General features: G+C 58.9%; 17 protein-coding genes. 8 read left to right on the top strand and 9 right to left on the bottom strand.

Annotated features, from left to right (window positions below; translation table 11 throughout):
- On the bottom strand, positions 1 to 1,672 hold a 1,672-nt coding region (locus PHF39_RS08245; RefSeq protein ID WP_300222834.1), incomplete at its 3' end, for an FG-GAP repeat protein.
- A 142-nt stretch (positions 1,673 to 1,814) separates the two neighbouring features.
- Between PHF39_RS08245 and PHF39_RS08240 the strand changes: the two genes are divergently transcribed.
- Together PHF39_RS08240 and PHF39_RS08235 are read left to right on the top strand one after the other, a co-directional pair.
- Entirely contained in the window at positions 1,815 to 2,090 is a 276-nt protein-coding gene (locus tag PHF39_RS08240) for a hypothetical protein (RefSeq protein ID WP_300222832.1), read from the top strand.
- A 121-nt stretch (positions 2,091 to 2,211) separates the two neighbouring features.
- The gene (locus PHF39_RS08235) at positions 2,212 to 6,453 is read left to right on the top strand and encodes a PAS domain S-box protein (RefSeq protein WP_300222830.1); all 4,242 of its coding nucleotides are present in this window, start codon (positions 2,212 to 2,214) and stop codon (positions 6,451 to 6,453) included.
- Positions 6,454 to 6,491: 38 nt separating this feature from the next.
- Here PHF39_RS08235 and PHF39_RS08230 read toward each other — a convergent pair whose 3' ends face one another.
- From PHF39_RS08230 to PHF39_RS08215, 4 genes are all read right to left on the bottom strand, one after another.
- Positions 6,492 to 7,379, bottom strand: coding sequence for a Fic family protein (locus tag PHF39_RS08230; RefSeq protein ID WP_300222828.1), 888 nt, complete (start codon positions 7,377 to 7,379; stop codon positions 6,492 to 6,494).
- Positions 7,380 to 7,473: 94 nt separating this feature from the next.
- Entirely contained in the window at positions 7,474 to 8,358 is an 885-nt protein-coding gene (locus tag PHF39_RS08225; RefSeq protein ID WP_300222826.1) for a segregation/condensation protein A, read from the bottom strand.
- Positions 8,351 to 11,797: a chromosome segregation protein SMC gene (gene smc, locus PHF39_RS08220; protein ID WP_300222824.1), complete on the bottom strand. Its 3,447-nt coding sequence runs from the start codon at positions 11,795 to 11,797 to the stop codon at positions 8,351 to 8,353. Before smc ends, PHF39_RS08225 begins: the two co-directional genes overlap by 8 nt.
- A gap of 12 nt (positions 11,798 to 11,809) precedes the next feature.
- Positions 11,810 to 12,349, bottom strand: coding sequence for a hypothetical protein (locus PHF39_RS08215; protein ID WP_300222822.1), 540 nt, complete (start codon positions 12,347 to 12,349; stop codon positions 11,810 to 11,812).
- Positions 12,350 to 12,651: 302 nt separating this feature from the next.
- Between PHF39_RS08215 and glyA the strand changes: the two genes are divergently transcribed.
- From glyA to cofE, 4 genes are read left to right on the top strand one after another with little or no spacing between them, the layout of a single operon-like run.
- On the top strand, positions 12,652 to 13,890 hold the full coding sequence (glyA, locus tag PHF39_RS08210) for a serine hydroxymethyltransferase (protein ID WP_300222820.1): 1,239 nt from the start codon (positions 12,652 to 12,654) through the stop codon (positions 13,888 to 13,890).
- Positions 13,891 to 13,907: 17 nt separating this feature from the next.
- On the top strand, positions 13,908 to 14,759 hold the full coding sequence (gene folD, locus PHF39_RS08205; protein WP_300222819.1) for a bifunctional methylenetetrahydrofolate dehydrogenase/methenyltetrahydrofolate cyclohydrolase FolD: 852 nt from the start codon (positions 13,908 to 13,910) through the stop codon (positions 14,757 to 14,759).
- Entirely contained in the window at positions 14,741 to 15,553 is an 813-nt protein-coding gene (folP, locus tag PHF39_RS08200; protein WP_300222817.1) for a dihydropteroate synthase, read from the top strand. Before folD ends, folP begins: the two co-directional genes overlap by 19 nt.
- Positions 15,550 to 16,326 carry a coenzyme F420-0:L-glutamate ligase gene (cofE, locus tag PHF39_RS08195; RefSeq protein ID WP_300222815.1) on the top strand — a complete coding sequence of 259 codons (777 nt, stop codon included), beginning with the start codon at positions 15,550 to 15,552 and terminating at the stop codon, positions 16,324 to 16,326. Before folP ends, cofE begins: the two co-directional genes overlap by 4 nt.
- Before the next feature lie 2 nt (positions 16,327 to 16,328).
- Here the strand turns inward: cofE and PHF39_RS08190 are convergent, their stop codons facing one another.
- Entirely contained in the window at positions 16,329 to 16,766 is a 438-nt protein-coding gene (locus PHF39_RS08190; protein ID WP_300222813.1) for a hypothetical protein, read from the bottom strand.
- A gap of 358 nt (positions 16,767 to 17,124) precedes the next feature.
- Here PHF39_RS08190 and PHF39_RS08185 point away from each other — a divergent pair, with 358 nt between their 5' ends.
- Entirely contained in the window at positions 17,125 to 17,607 is a 483-nt protein-coding gene (locus PHF39_RS08185; RefSeq protein ID WP_300222811.1) for a YkgJ family cysteine cluster protein, read from the top strand.
- A gap of 33 nt (positions 17,608 to 17,640) precedes the next feature.
- On the opposite strand, the gene PHF39_RS08180 is transcribed toward PHF39_RS08185, so the two are convergent.
- Complete coding sequence (locus PHF39_RS08180; RefSeq protein WP_300222809.1) at positions 17,641 to 18,384, bottom strand: putative dsRNA-binding protein; 744 nt, start codon at positions 18,382 to 18,384, stop codon at positions 17,641 to 17,643.
- A gap of 32 nt (positions 18,385 to 18,416) precedes the next feature.
- Positions 18,417 to 19,043 carry a 2-phospho-L-lactate guanylyltransferase gene (cofC, locus tag PHF39_RS08175; RefSeq protein WP_300222807.1) on the bottom strand — a complete coding sequence of 209 codons (627 nt, stop codon included), beginning with the start codon at positions 19,041 to 19,043 and terminating at the stop codon, positions 18,417 to 18,419.
- A 97-nt stretch (positions 19,044 to 19,140) separates the two neighbouring features.
- Here cofC and PHF39_RS08170 point away from each other — a divergent pair, with 97 nt between their 5' ends.
- On the top strand, positions 19,141 to 19,632 hold the full coding sequence (locus PHF39_RS08170) for a GyrI-like domain-containing protein (protein WP_300222805.1): 492 nt from the start codon (positions 19,141 to 19,143) through the stop codon (positions 19,630 to 19,632).
- A gap of 31 nt (positions 19,633 to 19,663) precedes the next feature.
- Here the strand turns inward: PHF39_RS08170 and PHF39_RS08165 are convergent, their stop codons facing one another.
- Positions 19,664 to 20,233, bottom strand: a complete 570-nt coding sequence (locus tag PHF39_RS08165; RefSeq protein WP_300222803.1) for a phosphatidate cytidylyltransferase — start codon at positions 20,231 to 20,233, stop codon at positions 19,664 to 19,666.
- Positions 20,234 to 20,273: the final 40 nt, after the last annotated feature.

The raw sequence follows: 20,273 nt of genomic DNA, 5'->3' as shown, positions 1-20,273 counted from the left end.
GCGCCGTCGCCGCTGACGCTGGCGCTGACACCCACCCGGCGCCCTTCTCGAACACATACGCGGCTCCGGCATAGTCCCCGGCCGTGCTGTTATCAACCGCTCCAATGAGCGCCGTGCTCCCGTCAGAAGACAGCGCAACGGAATACCCGAACACGTCATCTGCTGCACCGCCGGTGAACCGCGCCGTCGCCGCTGACGCTGACGCATCCTTCCACACACCGTCCTTCTCGAATATATACGCTGCACCGGCATTGGATCCGGCCGTGCTGTTATACCATGCTCCAATAAGCGCCGTGCTCCCGTCAGACGACAGCGCAACGGAATACCCGAACACGTCATCTGCTGCACCGCCGGTGAACCGCGCCATCGCCGCTGACGCTGATGCTGACTCCCACCCGGCGCCCTTCTCGAACACATACGCCGCTCCGGCATTGGATCCGGCCGTGTCGTTTCCAGGTGCACCGATGAGCGCCATGCTCCCGTCAGACGACAGCGCAACGGACCACCCGAAGGAGTCATTTTTAGCACCGCCGGTGAACCGCGCCGTCGCTGCTGACGCTGATGCTGACTCCCACCCGGCGCCCTTCTCGAACACATACGCGGCTCCGGCATAGTCTCCGGCCGTGCTGTTATCAACTGCTCCTATGAGCGCCGTGCTCCCGTCAGAAGACAGCGCAACGGAATACCCAAACACGTCATCTGCTGCACTGCCGGTGAACCGCGCCGTCGCCCCTGATTCCCACGTGCCGTCCTTCTTCTCGAACACATACGCGGCTCCGGCATAGTCCCCGGCCGTGCTGTTATAATCTGCTCCAATAAGCGCCGTGCTCCCGTCAGAAGACAGCGCAACAGAAATTCCAAACTCATCATCTGCTGCACCGCCGGTGAACTGCACTTTTGCAGATGAAGCGGGGGCAATGACCGGGTCGATAGAGACCGGGTACACCGCGTCCCGGTCATCCACCTGCCAGAAGAGCCGGGTGCCGTCAAGGACCATCTCCGACGGGAGCACGTTCCCGCCCGCGTCGGTTGCCACAAGCCCGCCATACGTCAGCACGGGGCCATGCCCGTCCGAGAGGAGGAGGACCTGCCCGGCAAGGAGTGCGGGGCGGAGGTCGCCGGAGAGGTCGAACGCGATCTGGAGATCCCCGGTACCGGACGGGCGGGCACCGAGCGTCATCTCCTGCTCGATCCCGGTCTCATGGTTCACGTACCACTCCGTTGCGGTGCCCCGCCCGATCTCCAGCCGGTCCCCGTCCGCCCGGATGGTGCCTGCGGGGAAATCCGCAAGGCTCTCACGCCCGATACCCGCAAGCCGCAGTACTGCCGTCCCGTTGGGCGACGCGAGGAGAACCAGACCGTCCGTTGTCACGGCAATATCGGTACGCTGCACGGTATTTTGCCCCTGCCATGTCCCGGTTGCAGCATCGTACCGGAACGCAAGCGGGGAGTCAGGGCTTCCGGGCAGGGGGTCCGGCACCGTGATCAGCCCCGGATCCGCGACTGCCGGAAGCGCTATCGACGCTCCGGCACCGGGTGCGATACAGAGGATGAGCGTGAGGATGACTGCCATTGGCAGGATCGGAATACGGACGGATATGCCCCGCCGGCCGGGTTCACGCGGGCTGTTCCGGATAAGAGGCTTGCAGTGTTCGTCGTTACTCCCCGTCAATCTGATCAATCCTGCCATGCAACACGGAAAAACGGGAGGATGCTGCAGTTCCTGGTGATGGCTGGTGGATTGCACGTATTACTGAATGATGGGAGATCGATTTTCCACGCTGGTTGACCGGATTTTTTATTTTTACGATAATATGCCTGCCGAAATTATCCTGATGTGGTGTATGGAAGGAGAGAGCCCTGCTCCATCGCAACAATCCGACCCGGCACCGTACCCCAGCATCGCAGCATCCGATGCCGTTGTCCGCACGCACGTTTGGACAAAAACATTCCAGAGTTCCTCCGGCTGGATCGCAAAGAGAAACCACCATCCCGGCCGGGATCCGGCTGGCATCCCCCATGTTCCGGATACCATCCTGCACCAGAAAGCCGGAAGCAGAGAACGGGGGAGTGGTACTGTAAACACGTAATATGGCCCCTTTTTCGGTTTCAAGTGCAGATAATTCGATATAACGGTAACCGGCAATAGCAATACCTATATCTAAAAGCAGGTGTAGATCCGTAATCCATCAACAAGAACAAGAGGTTTGTGTGCCCCCGCCGTATACCATCCTGTATGTCGATGACGACGCCGACCTCCTTGAGCTCGGCAAAACATTCCTGGAGACCACAGGGGAATTTTCTGTCGGGACGAGCGATTCCGCCGCAAAAGCCCTGGCCCTCCTCAGGGAACAGCGTCCCGACGCCATCATCTCCGATTACGAGATGCCGGATACAGACGGCATTGTCTTTCTCAAGCAGGTCCGTTCTGAATACGGCGACCTCCCGTTCATCATCTTCACCGGCCGTGGCAGGGAAGAGGTTGTGATCGAAGCCCTGAACAACGGGGCCGACTTCTATCTCCAGAAAGGATGCGATGCCGAAGCTGTCTATGCCGAACTCCGGCATGTCGTCATTCGGGCCATCGAGATGCGGAGGGCGAGACTGACCCTTGCCGAGCAGGAGCAGCGGTTCCATGACCTCCAGAATGCCAGCGACATGATCCAGAGCGTAAATCCGCAGGGCCGGTTCCTCTTCACCAACAAAAAATGGCAGGACACCCTTGGCTACCGGGAGGAGGAACTGCCCACCCTCTCGCTCTTCGACATCATCCATGAGGAGAGCAGGGAACACTGCATGGCCGTTTTCCCGCAGGTTCTCAAAGGGGAGGACATGGGCATCATCGATGTCATCTTCCGGGCAAAGGACGGCAGGAAGGTCTATGCCGAGGGATTTGCCAGCTGTAAGATCGCCGACGGGAAACCCCAGTACACCCGCGGGATCTTCAAGGACGTCACGCACCGCAGGGAGACAGAACAGGCCTTAAAAGAGAGCGAGGAGAAGTTCCGGACCCTTGTTGAGCACTCGCTGGACGGGATCCTGATCGTGGACCCGGCCGGGCTGATCCTCTTTGCCAACCAGGCTGCCGGAAACCTCATCGAAGAGGAGGAGTACCTGGAGGTAATCGGCAGGCAGAACGTCCTCGATTTTATCGCACCGGATTCAAAGGAGACGGTGGTCCAGGACTTCTCGAAGGTTGCGCAGGGTATTGACGGCTTCCTTGCGCAACACAAGATCGTCACCGCGCTCCACCGGGTGCGGTGGGTCGAGAGCATCGGGAAATCCATCACGTTTGAGGGGAAGGAGGCCATCCTCATCTCGCTCCGGGACATCACCGACAGGATGCAGACCGAGTCCGTGATACGGGAGAACGAAGAGAAATTCCGGAACATCTTCGACACAAGTCCCTACCCGATTGCCATCAACAGCATGCCCGACCAGAAATTCATTGCTGTCAACCCGGCATTTTTAAAAATCAGCGGGTTCTCTGAAGAGGAGGTCCTTGGCAAGAACCCTGTTGAACTCGGGCTCCTCACCATCCCCGAGGCCGCAAAACTAGTCTCGCGTGCAGTCCTTGCCGGCAAGATCGAGAACGTCCCCCTTGCCCTCACGGCAAAAGCAGGCAGGCGGGTCCATGTCAGCTTCTCAACGGTGCCCCTCAGAATAGGAGGCCGGTCTGCAAGCCTCACCGTGACCGCTGAAGTGACCCAGCTCAAGCGGGTTGAAGAAGAACTCGTGCGCAAGAACGAGGACCTCCATGCCGCCTACGAGGAACTGACCGCAACCGAGGAAGAACTCCGGACCAATTACGAGGAGCTGCACAGGCGGGAGCAGGCGCTAACGGAGAGCGAGGAGAAATACCGGCTCATGACCGAGTCCACGACCGATGTGATCTACATGATGGACAGGAATGGCATCATCACCCATGTCGGCCCGCAGATCGCGAGATACGGGTTCAGCCCGGAAGAGGTCCTGTCCCATCCCTTCACCGATTTCCTCAATGCTGAGACCGTGTCAAACGCGATTTCCGACCTGGAGAAGACGCTCGCCGCCGGGAAGCCCATGGTCACCCCCCTGAAGATGCGCGACAAGGCCGGGAATATCCACTGGCTTGAGGACAACGGGGCACCAATCCACGACGCATCGGGAGAGATTATTGGTCTCTCCGGCATCCTGCGCGATATCACCGAAAGGAAGGAGATGGAGCTGGCACTTAAGGAGAGCGAGGAGAAGTTCCGTGCGCTGGTCGAGAACTCGCTGGAAGGGATCATTATCGTCAGCTTCACGGGAAAGCTGCTCTTTGCCAACATGGCAGCTGGCCGGATTGTCGATATTGACGATTACCGGTCGGCAATCGGCACGCTCAATGTCATGGACCTCATTGCCCTGGAATCGAAACCCGCGGTGCTCAAGGATCTTGCACAGGTTGCCCTCGGGATCGATGCCTACCTGGTCCATTACAAGCTCATCACGGCAACAAAGCGGGAGATCTGGGTCGAGTGCATTGGCAAGAAGATCAGCTTTGAGGGAAGCACTGCCATGCTCGTCTCCATGCGTGATGTCACCGAGCGGCGGAAGGCAGAGGACGTCCTGCGGGAATCCGAGAGCCGCCTTTCCATGCTTTTCAGGAGCAGCCCGGTTTCGATGACGCTGGTCTCTGCAAGGGATGGGAGGTTCGTGGACGTCAACGATGAGTTCGTGAAAAACACCGGGTTCAGCCGGGAGGAGGTGATCGGGAAGACCGCCAGCGAGATCCGCATCTTTGCCGATAGTGAGGAATACGAGCGGTTTGCCTCTGCTCTCCGGAAAGGGGGCCGTGTCCAGGGCATGGAGATCCGGTGCGTGACAAAAAACGGCCAGGTCCAGATCTGCCGTTTCACCTCAACCGTCATCCTCATGAACGGCGTTCCCCACATTCTTTCCAATATTGAGAACATCAACCAGCAGAAGGAGGCAGAAGCAGCCCTCAACACGCTGGTGAAGAGCATGGTCGGCACTACCGGCGTAGATTCCCTCCATACGATCACCGGGAACGTTGCCGCCTGGCTACGTGCCGATTGTGTTCTCTTAAGCGAAGTGTCACCGGACCGGAAAACACTCGGGGCCCGCTCCATGATCCTCGACGGGAAGCGTGTCGCTGCATTCTCCTGCTCCCTGCCGGGAACCCCCTGCAATGCCGTGACAGAACAGGGATTCCAGTTCTATGGCGACAACCTTATGCAGCTCTTCCCCGAGGCGGGAGCTGTTATCGAACACGGGTTTTCCGCATATATCGGAACCCCCCTGCGGGATTCCACCGGTAAGACAATGGGAGTTCTTTCCGCGTTCTTCCGCACCCCGCAAAAATCCCCGGCCGGGTACCGGGACATCCTCGACATCATGGCGGTGAAAGCCGCTGCCGAGATCGAACGCAGCCGCATAGAAGAGACGCTCCGGGAGAGTGAGGAGAAGTTCCGGACCCTTGTCGAGAACTCGCTCGATGGAATCCTCATTATCGACCGGGAAGGAAGCATCCTCTTTGCCAACCAGGCGTCAAAGGTGCTGGTTGCTCCTGACAAGGACGGGAGAACAGGAGGTTCGGAAGAAGGAAGAAACATCCTGGAATTCGTTGTCCCGGAAGCACGGGATGCCGTCAGGCAGGATCTTATAAACGTGAAGGAGGGGCGTGACCGGTACCCGGTACATTACATGGCAGTCACGACCAATGGAAAACGGGTCTGGATCGAGGGGATCGGCCGGCAGATCGTCTTCCGCAATGCGCCCGCATTCCTCGTGTCCATCCGCGACATCACGGCGCGGAAACAGATGGAGGAGACGCTGCTGCGCACAAACAAGCAGCTCAGCCTCCTCTCGGGGATAACACGACACGATGTCCTCAACAAGATCGCAATAATCCAGGGGCACCTTGCGCTTGCAAAGCGGGAGGGCGCCACCCCGGATTACCCGGCGCTCATCGAAAAGATCGCCCCGAGCATCACATTCATCCGGCAGCAGGTGGAGTTTACCCGCCTGTACCAGAACCTTGGGACAAAAGAACCTGAATGGCAGAGTGCTGAAAAGTTTCTCGCAACGGCCTCGGTCCCAAAGTCTGTACAGCTGAAAAGTGAGCTTGGGGACGTGGAGATCTATTCCGACATGATGCTGGAGAAGGTATTCCATAACCTTGTCGACAACTCGCTCCGTCACGGCGGGAAGGTCACGGAGATACGGCTGGCCGCGCACCCGGATAACAGCGGGCTTATGATCACCTACGAGGACAACGGGGCCGGTATTCCGGCAGCCGAGAAGGAGAAGATCTTCGAGCGGGGATATGGCAAGAACACTGGTCTCGGGCTCTTCCTTGCGCGGGAGATCCTTTCCACCACCGGCATGACAATCAGCGAAACAGGTGTTGAGGGGAAGGGAGCACGGTTCGAGATCCATGTGCCGGAGAACACGTACCGGAATGTGTGACGGGGATCCCCCTCCCGAAAAACGAGAGATCGGTTCCGCTATTTTCTGCCGTGTTTTCGAATATACCGGGCCAGCGCTTCCCGGCTTGCGTGCCAAGTGGAGTCAACCTTGACGGCATCCAGGAGTCCCTTTCTTGCCGCAAGACTGAGATATTCCTGTGAATACGGGGAGCCTTCTGCCAGTTCGCGCAGGGGAATTAGTGATGATTCTCCTCCGGCCACGGCAAGATACCGGGTCAGGGAAGCACTGACCGCTCCTGCAATGAATCGCGTGAATGGTTCCGGATTGCCCAGATCTGCATCCCGGAGCGCCCGGTAATACTGCAGCCGGTTCTTTTGTTCGAGGACAATGGGAGGATATCCATGGCGGAGCAGGAACAGGTTCCCGAGCAGCCGGGCAATCCTCCCGTTCCCGTCAATGAAAGGATGGATGGCAACAAACCGGTGATGGAGAAACGCGCTCATCTCAACAACCGGACGATCATCCCGGGATATTCCATCGATCAGGTGGTCCATCCCGGGGATAACATCTTTCCAGTCCGGAGGTGTCCTGGGGGCACCTGTAATCCGGACGTTCCGGGTCCGGTACTGGCCCGCAGTTTCGAGGATCCCCCGTGTGACAACCTCATGGATCTGCTGGATGGTGACATGGTTTATCGGGACTTTTTCTGACGACAACCGGGCGATGAGATCGTAACCGCGGGCATTGTTGGTTGCTTCGAGATGTTCCCGCAGCGTTTTGCCCCCAATCGTGATCCCTTCCTCAAGGACCAGTTTTGTTTCGGAGAGGGTGAGTGTGTTTCCCTCAATGGCATTGGAATGATAGGTATGCAGGAGACGCATCTCGTCATGGAGGCGAAGGATCAGATCACGGTCCAGGGGCCGGAGTGTATCAAGGCGTTCCTTCTTCTCACGGATCCGTTTCATCAGCATATCCGGGGCGGGCGACATATCGGTATCGGCTGTTTTTTGGATAATCCGATATTCACGCGGGAGGTGATGAAAGTATGGGCACAACGGGTCATACCTGCCCGGCAGTGTTGCCGGGAGGGGAGTTCTCGTCTTCCAGCCGGCAGATCTGTACCCAGATATCCCCGAAGAACTCCTCCTGCCGGAGCGAGCACCGGCCATCGAGGGCAAGGAACAACAGGGGAATATAGACTTCGGGAACAGCCCACTCCATCCTCTCGCAGAGCTCGCGTAATGTCATCTCCTCGTCGAGCTCCAGCCCTTCGAGATACTCTGCGAGCCGGGTCATAGACGACTCCTGGAATCCCTCTTCGTGGGCGATGCTGACCACGTCATCGGCATCGATCAGGGAGTCTGTGTAGTCGTCCCGTCCCCCTTCCGCCATCCTCCGGCGCCGGCGTTCCTCCTTCTCGATGTTCTTCAGCTCGGTGATGAGCTCGAAGAGAGTGGTCGGGCTCTTTCTCATGCTCTTCCGGTCGAGCCGGCGCTGGATCTCGTGCTCCAGCCGCTCGATGGGGCCGAGCCGGCCGGTGTAGTCGATGTCCTCTTCCCCGTCACCGAATTCCCCGAACAGGCCGTCCTCTTCCCCGTCACTGAAATCATCGGGTTTCTCGACAATCACCAGCTGCTCGGACTTCATCCGGACAAGAGTCGAGGCAAAGAAGAGGGTCCGCCCGGAGATCTGGAGGTTGAGTTCCCGCCGATGTTCGAGTTCCGAGAGGAAGCGGTCCGTAACCTCGATGATGTCGATGTTCCACGGGTCGATCTCCCCGCGCTCGGCAAGACCCACAAGGATCTCTACCGGGTCCTCGACAACCCCGGGGGCAGCTGGCCCGGGAGCCGGAGCCTCGCCCCCGCCATTGATCGTGGGTTGCGGCTCTTCCGCAGGGGGGAGCGGGGATTCTCCGGTTTCCCCCCCTTTCTCCTCTTCAGCCATTGGCCTTTACCCCGGTGACGAGCGTGCTCTTGTCAGGCCGGAGCGTTACTCCCATGATCCGCTCGGCGGCCTCGATCATCGGTTTACGGAGCGAGATGATGATGAACTGGGTGTTCGGCGCCAGTTCCTCCACCATGGATGCGATGCGCTCCACGTTTGCACCATCCAGCGACATGTCCACTTCGTCAAAGGCATAGAACGGCGCAGGGATGTACCGCTGGATCGAGAAGATGAACGCAAGGGTGGTAAGCGACTTCTCCCCGCCGGAGAGGGAGTTCAGGAGATGGACCTTCTTGTCCCGGGGCTTGACAGAAAAGGTCATGCCGCCGGTAAACGGGTCCTCCTCGTTCTCCAGCACAAGGTTGCCGCTCCCGCTCGTAAGCCGGGCAAAAATCTCCCGGAAATTCGCGTCGATGGCCTTAAACGCCGTGGTGAAGGCTTCGTACTTCATCTTCTCGAACTGCTCGATCCGCTGGATCAGGGTCTCCCGCTCGGTCGAGAGGATTTCCTTCTTCTCTGTCCGCTCGGTTACCTGACGCTGGACCTTGTCGTACTCCTCGATGGCGAGCATGTTCACGGCGCCAATCTTCCGGAGCGCCCCGTCAGCCTCGGCGATCTTTCCCTCGATCTCCGAGAGGGTCAGCTCCGTGTCCATCTCGCCGACCTGCTGCTTCAGCATGTCGATCTCGATGCCGAGGGTCTTTGCCCGCTCCTCTATAGCCACCTGCTGGGCAGTGATCCGCTCCTTGTCGGCATCGAGTTTTAGGAGCTTCAGTTCCGAGTCCTGGATCTGTTTTGAGACCTCCCCGCGTTTTCCCCGCAGTTCGTCCAGTTCTCCCGAGAACTCCTTCTGCTTCTCCTCAAGTGCTGCGATCTGCGCTTTATGGGTGGCGATCTGCCCGTTCGCACCAGTGATATCGGCGTCGATACGCTGGTTGGCCTCTTCCTGCCGTTTCCGTTCATCGGCAAGTTCCCCGATGCGCCCGTTGAAGTGCTGGCGTTCCCGCTGGGCATCGTTGATATCTGCGTCCTTGTTCCGGAGCCGGCGCTCGGACTCCTCGATCTCCCGGCGTTTCTTCTCCATCTGCTCGGTAAGGGCGGGAATGTTGGTGTCGTCAAGCCGTTTCTTGATGGCGTCGATCTCCCCGTTCAGGCCGTTGATCTCCCCGGTTGCCTTGTCCAGCTCGGCTTCGAGGGCTGCGAGCTCGGAGGCGCTGCTCTTTGTCTCCTCCTGCTGGCGTGCGACAGCCGCCTCTATGGTCTGCTTCTCGACCATGATGGCGTCGAACCTCCGCGAGAACTCCTCGGTGAACATCCCGAAGCGGGCCACTTTCTGGTCAATCTCGTTCCGTGCCCCGCGTTTTACGTCCACCTCTTCCGTGAGCCGCTTTACGCCGGCTTCGAGGGTTGCAGCCTCGCCCTGCAGTTCGCCAAGATGCGAGCGGATGCGGAGGATCTCGTCGTCAACAGCAGCACCAAAACCCCGCGGCCCGGACTGCTTTTTCATCGATCCGCCAGTCATCGCCCCGCTCCGTTCAATCAGTTCGCCTTCGAGCGTGACCATGCGGTACTTGCCGATCAGTTTCCGGGCCCGTTCCAGCGTATCGACAACAACCGTCCCGCCCAGCACAACCGAGAAAGCCCGGTCATATTTCGGGTCATAGTCCAGCAGGTTTACCGCATAATCGATGACCCCGGGCTCTTTTATCGGGGGGAGCTGCGGCGGCTTGAGCTTGTTTAACGGGAGGAGCGTCACCCTGCCGAGCCGTTCGTCTTTGAGGTACCGGATCGCGTCCGCCGCGATCTGGTCGGTGTCGCAGACCACGAACTGGAGCTTGTTGCCTGCCGCGACATTCAGGGCAGTCGTGTATTCCGCAGGGGCTTTCCCCAGGTCGGAGATGGTGCCGTGCACACCCTCCATGGCCCGCACGGCTTCGATCGCCTTCCCGCCCGACTCGCCCCTCGCATCGCGGGCCGCCTCCAGCCGGATCGCGTCCTGCTCGGTGTCGCGGATCTCGGAGCGGAGCCGTTCAAGGGACGACCGCTGGGCAAAGAGCGTGCTCTCCAGTTCCGAGAGGTTCCGGTCCAGTGCCTTCTTCTCTTCCTGGAGGTCTTTAATGCTCTTCTCGCTGTCCGTGAGTTGTGCCTGCTTTGCGCCGTACTCCTCGTCCAGCTGCCGCAGGAGGCCGGTGAGGCGGTCGAGCTCGGAGGTCCGCATCCGGCTCTTCTCGATGAACATGTCCTGCTGGTGGAGGATGCCCGAGCGCTGCCCCTTCTTCTCCTCGACCTCTTTTAAGAGGCTGAAGAGTCTGTCACGGGCGCCCTCGGTGTCCTCGCTGTGCTGCTTGATCTCGGTCTCAATCTTCTCCAGCTGGGCCTTTGATGTTGCGACCTCCATCGCGATGTTGGTGCGGTCGATGGTCAGGGTGCGGATCTGGTCCGTGCATTCGGCAACCCGGGTCTCGGCACGCTTGGAGTCCGTGAACACGCGGTTGATGGCCTCGAGGTTCGTCTCCTTCTCTTTTTTGAGGCGGACGATGGTCTGCTCGGCGAGCTTGATCCCACCTTTCGCCTCTTCGAGCTCCGCGATCAGTTTCAGGTAGTCGGCCCCGCTCTTTTTATTGATCAGGTCATCGATATCGGTTAAGTCAGCCTTGAGATAGGAGAGTTCGTTCTCCTCGATCCCCCGGTCGGAGGCGATCCGGCCAAGCTGGATGGTATGGTCCTCGGCCGACTGTAAAAGGGACCTGAGCTCCTTCTCCCGCTCGTGGAGCTGGGCTGCGGAGCGGCAGTTCTGGTAGAACGTCAGTTCGTTCTGCCACTTCTGGTACTCGAGGGCATGCGTCCGCTCGCGTTTCAGTTCGTTTGCACGCTTTGACAGCTCGATTAAGAGGAGTTCTTCGCGCTCGATCCGTTCGCGGACAATGTCGAGCTCGGCGAGAGACTGCTGTTTCTTGGTGTCGAACTCGGCCACACCGGCGATCTCATCGATGATCTTCCGGCGCTCGGTATCGCTCATCTCCATGATGCGGGTGACATCGCCCTGCATCACGACGTTGTAGCCGTGGGGGATGATCCCGGTTTTCGCAAGGAATTCGACGATATCGCTCTGCTTGCAGAGGCGTTCGTTGAGGTAGTTGTAGCTGTAATACCCGTTGCCGGTCCGCTTGATCCGCCGGCGGATCTTCGTCCCGTCGGAGAATTCGAGCGCAACCTCGGCCGTGTTCCGGCCGGAGTTGAGGTTGATGAGATCCGTCAGTTTCTCTGCCCGCAGGCTGCGCGAACTCGATAACGCGAGGACAAAAAGGATAGAATCGATGATATTGCTTTTGCCGGAACCGTTGGGCCCGGATATTACGGTGAACCCCTCTAAAAAGGGAATTTTTGTCTTTTTTGAAAAAGACTTGAAATTGTCGATCTCCAGACCTGTGATATGCAAAGATCCGGCTCCTTACTTCTTTGCAGGATCCTTCTTTTTCTCATCCTCGGTTGCATAGATGAGCTCGCCCTGCTTCGGCCGCGAGCCCTTCTTGCCCTGGCCATAGCCGGCCCGGGCCACGATATAGTCCTTGTCCCCGCGCCGGGGCTCAAGCTTCATGGTGCCGTCGGGCTGCATGATCATGTCCATGACCGGCTCGGCGGGTGCGGCAGGCTCCTCGGGAGCACGGCTCTTGGGGCGGATGATCGTGCTGCCGGGGGAGGACGGTCCGGATGCTGCCGCGGCTGCGCCCTGCGATCCCTGGACGATCGGGCCGCGCTTCAGCTCCTGGAGGCGGCGCTCCTCGGACTGCTTGGACATCTTCATCGCAACGGACTTGAGGTCGAGGAGCTCCTGGGTCAGACCCTTTACAAGCGCCTCCATCTCTTTTACTTTCTTCTCGAGGGCGGCAATGCGGTCCTCGCTTGCTGAACCTTCCATCATCTGAATCAGTTTCTCCTGTTGATCGAGTTCGTGCTCAAGGTACTTGATCTTTGCATCTTCGTGTGCCATACTCGTATAGTACTCGTGCAGCGCATTCCTCTTATAATATAGTAATGATCGCCTGATTAGGTAAAAAGCATTGTGGCTGACACGTGTATTTTGGGTGAAATTTGCGGTTCTTATCTGATATCAGGAAAAATGAGCGGCCGGCTTTACAAATTACGGGCAATGCTTTCGTTCCAGTACCTTCTCCGCGCCGGAAGGACGGTGCATCCGGAACCATGCGGATTTTCTCTGTCTCAACATGGGTGTCCTGGGATCCCTTGTGAGAACGAAATGGTATTACCTGATCCGAGCGAACTTTTCTCTATATGTCCTATCTGGCAAAAACAGATCCGGCAATTGCCGATATCATCGAAAAGGAGAGGCTCCGCCAGGTGAACGGCCTGGAGCTGATTGCGTCCGAAAACGTTGTCTCGCGTGCAGTGCTCGAAGCAATGGGGTCCATCATGACCAACAAATATGCCGAGGGTTATCCCGGCAAGCGGTACTATGGCGGATGCGAGTTCCACGATATGGCCGAGAACCTTGCCCGCGACCGGCTCAAGAAGCTCTTCGGGGCAGAGCACGCGAACGTGCAGGCCCACTCGGGCACCCAGGCGAACATGGCGGTTTATTTTGCAGCCATCAAGCTGGGAGACAAGATCCTCTCCATGAAACTCAACCAGGGCGGCCACCTTTCCCACGGTTCCCCGGTCAGCTTCACCGGGAAGTTCTACCAGGTGGCACAATACGGCGTTGACGAAAAGACCGAGATGCTCGATTATGGGCAGGTAGCAGAGATGGCAAAGAAGGAGAAGCCCCAGATCATTGTCTGCGGTGCCTCAGCCTACCCGCGGACCATCGATTTCAAGGCATTCCAGGAGATTGCCGATGACGTTGGCGCTGTCTGCCTTGCCGACATCGCCCACATCGCCGGCCTCGTTGCCACCGGACTCCACCCGACCTCGGTCGGCGTGGTCAACTATACAACCACAACCACCCACAAGACGCTCCGCGGACCGCGGGGCGGCGCCATCATGTGCAATGCCGATCTCGGTGTTGCCATTGACAAGGCGGTCTTCCCCGGCATGCAGGGCGGCCCCCTGATGCACACCATCGCGGCAAAGGCGGTCTGTTTCGAGGAAGCCCTCAAGCCCTCGTTCAAGGAATACAACCAGCAGATCATCAAAAACGCAAAGGTCCTTTCTGAGACCCTGATGGCAAACGGCCTCCGGCTTGTCTCGGGCGGCACCGACAACCACCTCATGCTCCTCGACCTGACCGAGCAGGGCATCACCGGCCTTGAGGCAGAGACTGCACTGGGCAAAGCCGGCATCACCGTGAACAAGAACACCATCCCGAACGAGACCAAGAGCCCGTTCGTCACAAGCGGCCTGCGGGTCGGTACGCCGGCCGTCACCTCACGGGGCATGAAGGAGGCCGAGATGCGCCAGATCGGGGCATGGATCGCCAGCGTCATCAAGGACTGCAAGAACGAGAAGAACATCAGCGACGTGCGCGGCAAGGTTGAAGCGCTGTCATCAAAGTTCACACTCTATCCCGAATAAGCAACGGAGACCCGGACATGGTGGCCACGATCCTCGACGGTAAAGCGACATCGGAGAAGCGCCTTGAGGCACTCAGGGAAGCTATTGCAGGCTCCGGCCTCCACCCGAAACTTGCCACGGTCATCGTGGGCAACGACCCGGCCTCGCAGATGTACGTGCGGATGAAGCACAAGGCCTGCGAGAAGGTCGGGATCACGTCTGTCGGGGTTGAACTCCCCGCTGACGCAACAACCCGGACGGTTGTGGACAGGGTCAGGGCGCTGAACCGCGATGGTTCCGTTGACGGGATCCTTGTCCAGCTCCCCCTTCCCACGCAGGTCGACACCGGGCGGGTTATCAACGCGATCAGCCCGGAGAAGGACGTGGACGGGTACCACCCGGAGAACATGGGGCACCTCTTTTTGGGGAAACCCCGGTTCTCGTCCTGCACGCCAGCGGGGATCATGACCCTCCTCTCCGAGTACCAGATCCCCGTTGCAGGAGCCCGTGCAGTCGTTACCGGCCGGAGCATCGACGTCGGCCGCCCCATGGCTGCACTCCTCCTGAACGCGGATGCAACCGTCACCATCTGCCACAGCAAAACAAAGGATTTGGCCGAAGAACTGAAACGGGCCGACATCCTTGTCTCTGCTGTGGGCAAACCGCATTTCATCACGGGAGAGATGGTGAAGGAGGGCGCCGTTGTCATCGATGTCGGCATCAACCAGCTTGAGGGAAAACTGGTCGGCGACGTGGACTTTGACGCAGTGAAGGAAATTGCCTCGGCCATCACCCCGGTACCGGGAGGCGTGGGGCCGATGACGATTGCAACCCTGATGGAGAATACCTTCCGGTCAGCACAGGAGCGGGCATGCGACCGTGTACTGTAAACAAACTCACAATCGGTGGTGACGCGCCACCCCGCGTGATGGGGGTCTTAAACGTCAGCCCTGAATCCTTTTATCACGATTCCTATATCCCATCAAACGAGATCCACAAAAAAGCCGTTGAGATGATTGAGCAGGGAGCAGACATGCTCGACGTGGGGGCCCGGAGCACGGCACCCAATGCGCAGGCCATCAGCGGTACGCAGGAAGGGGAGCGGATCGAGGCTGCGCTGAAAGAACTTGATGGCACCGGCTTCACCATCTCGGTGGACACCATGAACCCGTGGGTGCTGGACATCTGCCTGAAGCACGAGGTCCATGCCGTAAACGACATTGCCGGCTTTGCCTCTGATGCCTATGCCCGGCGCGTGGCGGAGGCGGGCCTGCCCGCGTTCCTGATGGCTACCGATTACACGCCGGGCGATGCTGTGGGCCTTGCGGAAACAAAGACGGCACTCGCAACGGTTATAAAGCGGTGCGAAGCAGCGGGGATCGACAACTATATCCTCGATCCGGGCATTGGGATCTGGACACCGCAGCGTTCCTGTGATGACAACTGGGAACTCTGCCGGCATTTCGATGAGTTCCTCGCGTTTGACCGCCCGCTCCTCGGGGCCATCTCCCGAAAGAGTTTCATCGGGAATCTGATCAACCGGGAGCCGGAGGAGCGCCTCGCAGCAAGCCTTGCCGTGACAACAGTCCTCCTCCAGAAGGGGGCCTCGGTCATCCGGACCCATGACGTAAAGGAGACGGTGGATACCGTGAAGGTCTTTCTGCAGATGGTGAAGGGCCCGTGAACTCCTCGTATGAAGTCTTTGGTCTTGCAACCGGCATCATCAGAAGCGGGGAGTCCATAGCCGACCGGATCATTGACGCGGCAGAGAAGACCTGCGGGGGATTTGAGGAAGGGGATGTGCTTGTCCTTGCAGAAACTGCAGTTGCGACAGCGGAAGGTAATATCGTCCGGCTCGAAACCATCACGCCCACTCCAAAAGCACGGGAGCTCGGGGAGAAGTACGGGATTGACCCCCGCATGGCAGAGGTGGTGATACAGGAGAGCGATTCGATTGTCGGGGGCATACCGGGCTTTCTGCTCTGCATGAAAGGGGGTACGCTCCTCCCGAATGCCGGGGTGGATGCCTCGAATGCTCCTCCCGGCTGTGTTACACCCCTGCCATCTGACCCGGACCAGAGTGCCCTCTCCATCCGCAAGACCATCGAAGATAAGACCGGTGCCGGGATCGGGGTCATCATCGCTGACAGCCGCACGCATGCCATGCGCCTCGGGTGCAGCGGCGTTGCGATCGGTTCTTCGGGAATCCCCTCGGTGATCAATGACCAGGGGAGGTCTGACCTCTTCGGGCGCAAACTGGAGGTCACAAAGCGGGCGGTTGGAGACAACATCGCTTCCGCTGCGGAACTCGTCATGGGAGAAGCCGATGAGTGCACGCCAGCCGCGATCATCCGCGGGATCGGCCTCCCGCTTGGCGATCATCTCGGTGTCGAAACAATCGATGCCACCGAGTGCCTCTTCATGGGGGCATTTGCCAAAAACAGGACACAGTGGTGACGTTACCGTCTCCGCCGCTTTGCGAAGGTAATCTTTGCCTCAAGCGCCTTCTTCTTCTCCTGGATAACGCCCGGGAGTGCATTGTCGACAACAAGGGAGGCGATCTCGGCAAAGTCACGGATCATGTCGAGCTGCTCCTCCGGGGTAAAGTCCTCATCATCGATCAGTTCCCGGAACTCTGCCTCACCCTCAACAGCCGATACAGATGGTGGGAAACTGACCCGGCACTTCGTGCGGCAGTAGCGGCACTTGCCCACATACTCCCCGGCCATGCGATCTTTTACCGAAAGGATCCGGAAGTTCCTCCCATCGCACTTCGGGCAGGACCACTCCAGCGTGAGCGCTTTTAAGATGCCTTCTGCACGCTTTGAGAAGAGTGATTCAAACATCAGGTCTGCCCCGCCACCAACACGTAAGAGAGGGTTTTTCCGCGACTGCATATTAATCCAGCGGACACGGGGGATACTCTGCTTCATCCCGCATAAGGCGCCTCGTTGGCGGAGGCGGTTCTGTCTGGATGCGAATGCCGTACCCATGCCCAGGCATCTTCCTGCAGGGCTTGAGGGGATCATTGTGCCAGTGGCTGTCGCAGCGCTGCCTGACGATAGAAGCGCCCTTTATCAGGAAAAAAGGGGATAATTGAAACGGGAAGGTAGTGATAACCGGCAATGCAGCAGGAGAACAACCCTGGACTGTGCCTGCGACGGGGGCCGCATCCGATCAGCCGGAATACAATGCGCGGCACCCGGCGATTCCTTGAAATTGCCCGGTGATATCACGCGGAGGAGGTGCTGAGAGATGGTATTCCGGTGCCAGCAGTGTGGCGAATGCTGTAGTTCTATGGGCTCGGTGATCAGCATCCGTGAACAGACCGGGCCCTTCGAGTACCGTCTCATCTTTTCCGCTACAGGCGAGGAACGGCAGGTGCGGATCGATCCGGACAAGCGGGACCTCTTCTCATCGCAGGATATCCTGAAGAACCGGCCGATGGCCTGTCCCTTTCTGAGGGAGCAAAAGCCAGGTACGGTTATCTGCACAGTCCACCAGACACGCCCTGATCTCTGCCGCCAGTATGGCTGCTTCCGGATCCTTGTTTGTGGCAGGAAGGGAGAGCGGCTTGGCCGCGTGATGGACAACACGCGCTATTTCACGACCATGGACCATGTACTCCGCACTATCTGGGACAAGGAGATCGCACCGATCACCATTGCTGATGAGGCCTGCTGGGAGGAAGAGGTTGACCGGATCCTTTCGGCAGCAGGATACCGGGTGCTGCGCTGAAGCGGGTTCTGGAATCGCCAGGAAGTGCCAGGATCACTGCCCCTGTGTCGCCACCGGATCCGGCAGGGTAATGCCAAGCTTCCTGCATGCGGCCCGGGCCGCTTCCCGCTCCGCTTTCTGGATACTCTCGCCGCTACCGACACCCAGCACCTGGTTGTTGAAGAGCACCTCAAAGGTAAAGACCGGCCGGTGGTCCGGTCCCTCGCGTTTTGTCTCCCGATAGGTGGGGACAGTCCTGAAGCGTTTCTGGAAATATTCCTGCAGCATCCCGATGGCATTCTCTTCGGGACTGGCATTATCGATCGGTTCCTTGAGGAGGCCGTTGACAAAGAATGTTACCTCGTCAAGCCCGATCTCACAGTAAAGGGCGCCGATGAATGCCTCGAACGCCCCCCCGGTTACCCGTTCACCGTACGTGTTCTGCCCTGCAATCGCCGGGGGGATGAGCCGGGAGAAGACTGTCATATCCACCTGCTGCCGCACAATTGCATCGAGCGCATGGTTCGAGACGATCCCGCTTATTGCGCGGGTCATCTCCCCTTCGCTGAGCGCAGCGTTTCTCCGGGTGAACAGGGCCTGGGCGACGATCAGGTTCAGGACACGGTCACCTAAAAACTCGTAGCGCTCCCATTCGGCAACCGGGATGTCCCAGTGGTCCTTTGCGGGATCGCCATAGGCTGTGTTGAAGCAGGAGACAAACGTCGTGATGGCCCGCCCCAGGTCCGGCCGGGGTGCACGGAGAAGTTCGATGAGGGGCATGCACGAGTGTCCGGTCATTTCATGCTAATCGGATACCGGATGTGATATTGTTATCGTTTGCGGGCACAGCGGACCCGGCCGGTCTCGGTGGCAAGGGAGAAACCGAGGCTCTCGAGGTACGCCCGGCTCTTCCCGGTGCCGTGGATCAGGAGCTCCACGAGATCGTCCTCCTCGTCAATATCGGTATGGAGCCGGGATGAGTCGATAACCTCGACCGAGAGCCCGGCATCTGCGGCGATCTTCATGTGCTTGAGGAAACTTGTGCCGTAGTAATCGACATGGAATTTTTTGGGCTCCTTCATGAAGATGACGTTCGTGCCCCCGCCCCGGCCGGGGACGATCGCCATATCCTTTGTCGTGGATGTTACGCGCCGGATCGATGCCTCATCGGCAAGAGGGAGGTCTGCCATCAGGATCAGGAGGCCGGTCTCTACCGTGGGGAGGATCTCGTTCAAGGTCTGGTTCAGGTCCGCATCCTTCACCGTCACCTGCACGAGTTCCGAATCAAAGAGTTCCGTTCCCACGACCACCGGGCTGCACATGGCATCTTTTGCTGCGCTGACTACATCCTCAAGCATCGCAAACGCGAACGCCTCGCGCTCTTCCTGCGACAGGAGGGAGGAGAGCCTTGTCTTCGGGTTCTTCGGCTTGTACGGGATCAACGCATGCGGGCACATACCAGAAATCGTGTGCAGGGCAACCAAAAATAGGTGCTGATATGCATCCGTGAATGAAATGAATGGTTTAACATTTTAGCCGTCCCAGATTCCGGTAATGGACGGACAGAATTATACCATACGGAAGCTGCCCGCCCGCACCGTGGTCGGTATTGCCCGCCGCACATCGAACGCAGATGCGGCAGGCACCATCCCGGGCTGCTGGCAGGCATTCCTCATGAACAACGGGCCGGCACGGGTTCCCCACCGGGTGAACCCCCCGGTCATGTATGCAGTCTACTCGGATTACGAGAAGGACTGGACCGGGACGTACTCGTACCTGCTGGGGTGCGGCGTGAACCGTGCCGATAAGGTACCGGAAGGCATGGAGGTGCGCCATATCCCGCCCCAGACCTATGCTGTCTTCACGGCGAAAGGAAAAATGCCTGACGAGATCGTAGGGGTCTGGGCAAACGTCTGGTCATCGGATCTCCCCCGGACATACACGTTTGACTTCGAGGTGTATGACAAGCGGTTCACGCGCCCGGTGGCAAAGGAGGCAGACGTGTACGTGGCCGTGGACCCGGAACGGCTGAAAGAAACCGCCTGACCTCCACCTTTTTTCTCTCACACTCCGTCTCTCATGGCGCAAAGGAAAGGAATGCCGGCATGAATGCCAGCAGGACCGCGGCAGCCACGGGGATGACGAGATTGTCATCAACCGGTGAGATGAGTTCGATGATCCCTGCAAGTATTGCTACAACAGCAGCCCCGGCCGGGGTCAGGAACGGGAGCAGGACGATAGCTGTGACAGCAATGCCGGAAAGGGTGCCCTCCCATGACTTGCCATTGTAGATACGGTGTTTCCCGAACCTCAGCCCTGCAATCGTTGTCACGCTGTCAAGCACCGCGACGGTAACGATTGCCGGTACCGATATGGTGACAGGAAAGAGAACGACGACCGCGAGCGCACTGACGGCAAAGGTGAGCGCCCCCCGGCCGGGAAGGCGGTCATTGCGGTCAAGGTGCCTGACAAGAAACGAGAAGAGCGGGATGCGGTACCCGCGGAGGAGAAGGTCCACCAGAACAACGCCGATAAGAAGCCCCGTGGCAAGGATTGCAGTAGCAGCCGCCTGCCCGGCGATCAGGACCATTGCTGCAACAAGGAGACCAAAGACGAGGTGGACGAGTTTGCGGACGAGCTCCTGCATCGTTGGATCTTGGCTGCCGGGGACAAAAAAGCCTCTGGTT

Origin of the sequence: Methanoregula sp. (genome assembly GCF_028712425.1) — an archaeon.
Classification (GTDB): Archaea; Halobacteriota; Methanomicrobia; order Methanomicrobiales; family Methanospirillaceae; genus Methanoregula.
The sequence above is the reverse complement of the archived record's forward strand: the minus strand, read 5'-3'. Positions and strand labels throughout refer to the sequence as shown.

What these genes read in the sequence shown, in the direction of transcription:
- PHF39_RS08240 (WP_300222832.1), top strand. Translation starts at nt 1,815, where the DNA reads ATGCCTGCCGAAATTATCCTGATGTGGTGTATGGAAGGAGAGAGCCCT.
- PHF39_RS08230 (WP_300222828.1), bottom strand. Translation starts at nt 7,379, where the DNA reads ATGAAACGGATCCGTGAGAAGAAGGAACGCCTTGATACACTCCGGCCC.
- PHF39_RS08225 (WP_300222826.1), bottom strand. Translation starts at nt 8,358, where the DNA reads ATGGCTGAAGAGGAGAAAGGGGGGGAAACCGGAGAATCCCCGCTCCCC.
- PHF39_RS08215 (WP_300222822.1), bottom strand. Translation starts at nt 12,349, where the DNA reads ATGGCACACGAAGATGCAAAGATCAAGTACCTTGAGCACGAACTCGAT.
- glyA (WP_300222820.1), top strand. Translation starts at nt 12,652, where the DNA reads ATGTCCTATCTGGCAAAAACAGATCCGGCAATTGCCGATATCATCGAA.
- folD (WP_300222819.1), top strand. Translation starts at nt 13,908, where the DNA reads ATGGTGGCCACGATCCTCGACGGTAAAGCGACATCGGAGAAGCGCCTT.
- folP (WP_300222817.1), top strand. Translation starts at nt 14,741, where the DNA reads ATGCGACCGTGTACTGTAAACAAACTCACAATCGGTGGTGACGCGCCA.
- PHF39_RS08190 (WP_300222813.1), bottom strand. Translation starts at nt 16,766, where the DNA reads ATGCAGTCGCGGAAAAACCCTCTCTTACGTGTTGGTGGCGGGGCAGAC.
- PHF39_RS08185 (WP_300222811.1), top strand. Translation starts at nt 17,125, where the DNA reads ATGGTATTCCGGTGCCAGCAGTGTGGCGAATGCTGTAGTTCTATGGGC.
- PHF39_RS08180 (WP_300222809.1), bottom strand. Translation starts at nt 18,384, where the DNA reads ATGACCGGACACTCGTGCATGCCCCTCATCGAACTTCTCCGTGCACCC.
- cofC (WP_300222807.1), bottom strand. Translation starts at nt 19,043, where the DNA reads ATGTGCCCGCATGCGTTGATCCCGTACAAGCCGAAGAACCCGAAGACA.
- PHF39_RS08170 (WP_300222805.1), top strand. Translation starts at nt 19,141, where the DNA reads ATGGACGGACAGAATTATACCATACGGAAGCTGCCCGCCCGCACCGTG.
- PHF39_RS08165 (WP_300222803.1), bottom strand. Translation starts at nt 20,233, where the DNA reads ATGCAGGAGCTCGTCCGCAAACTCGTCCACCTCGTCTTTGGTCTCCTT.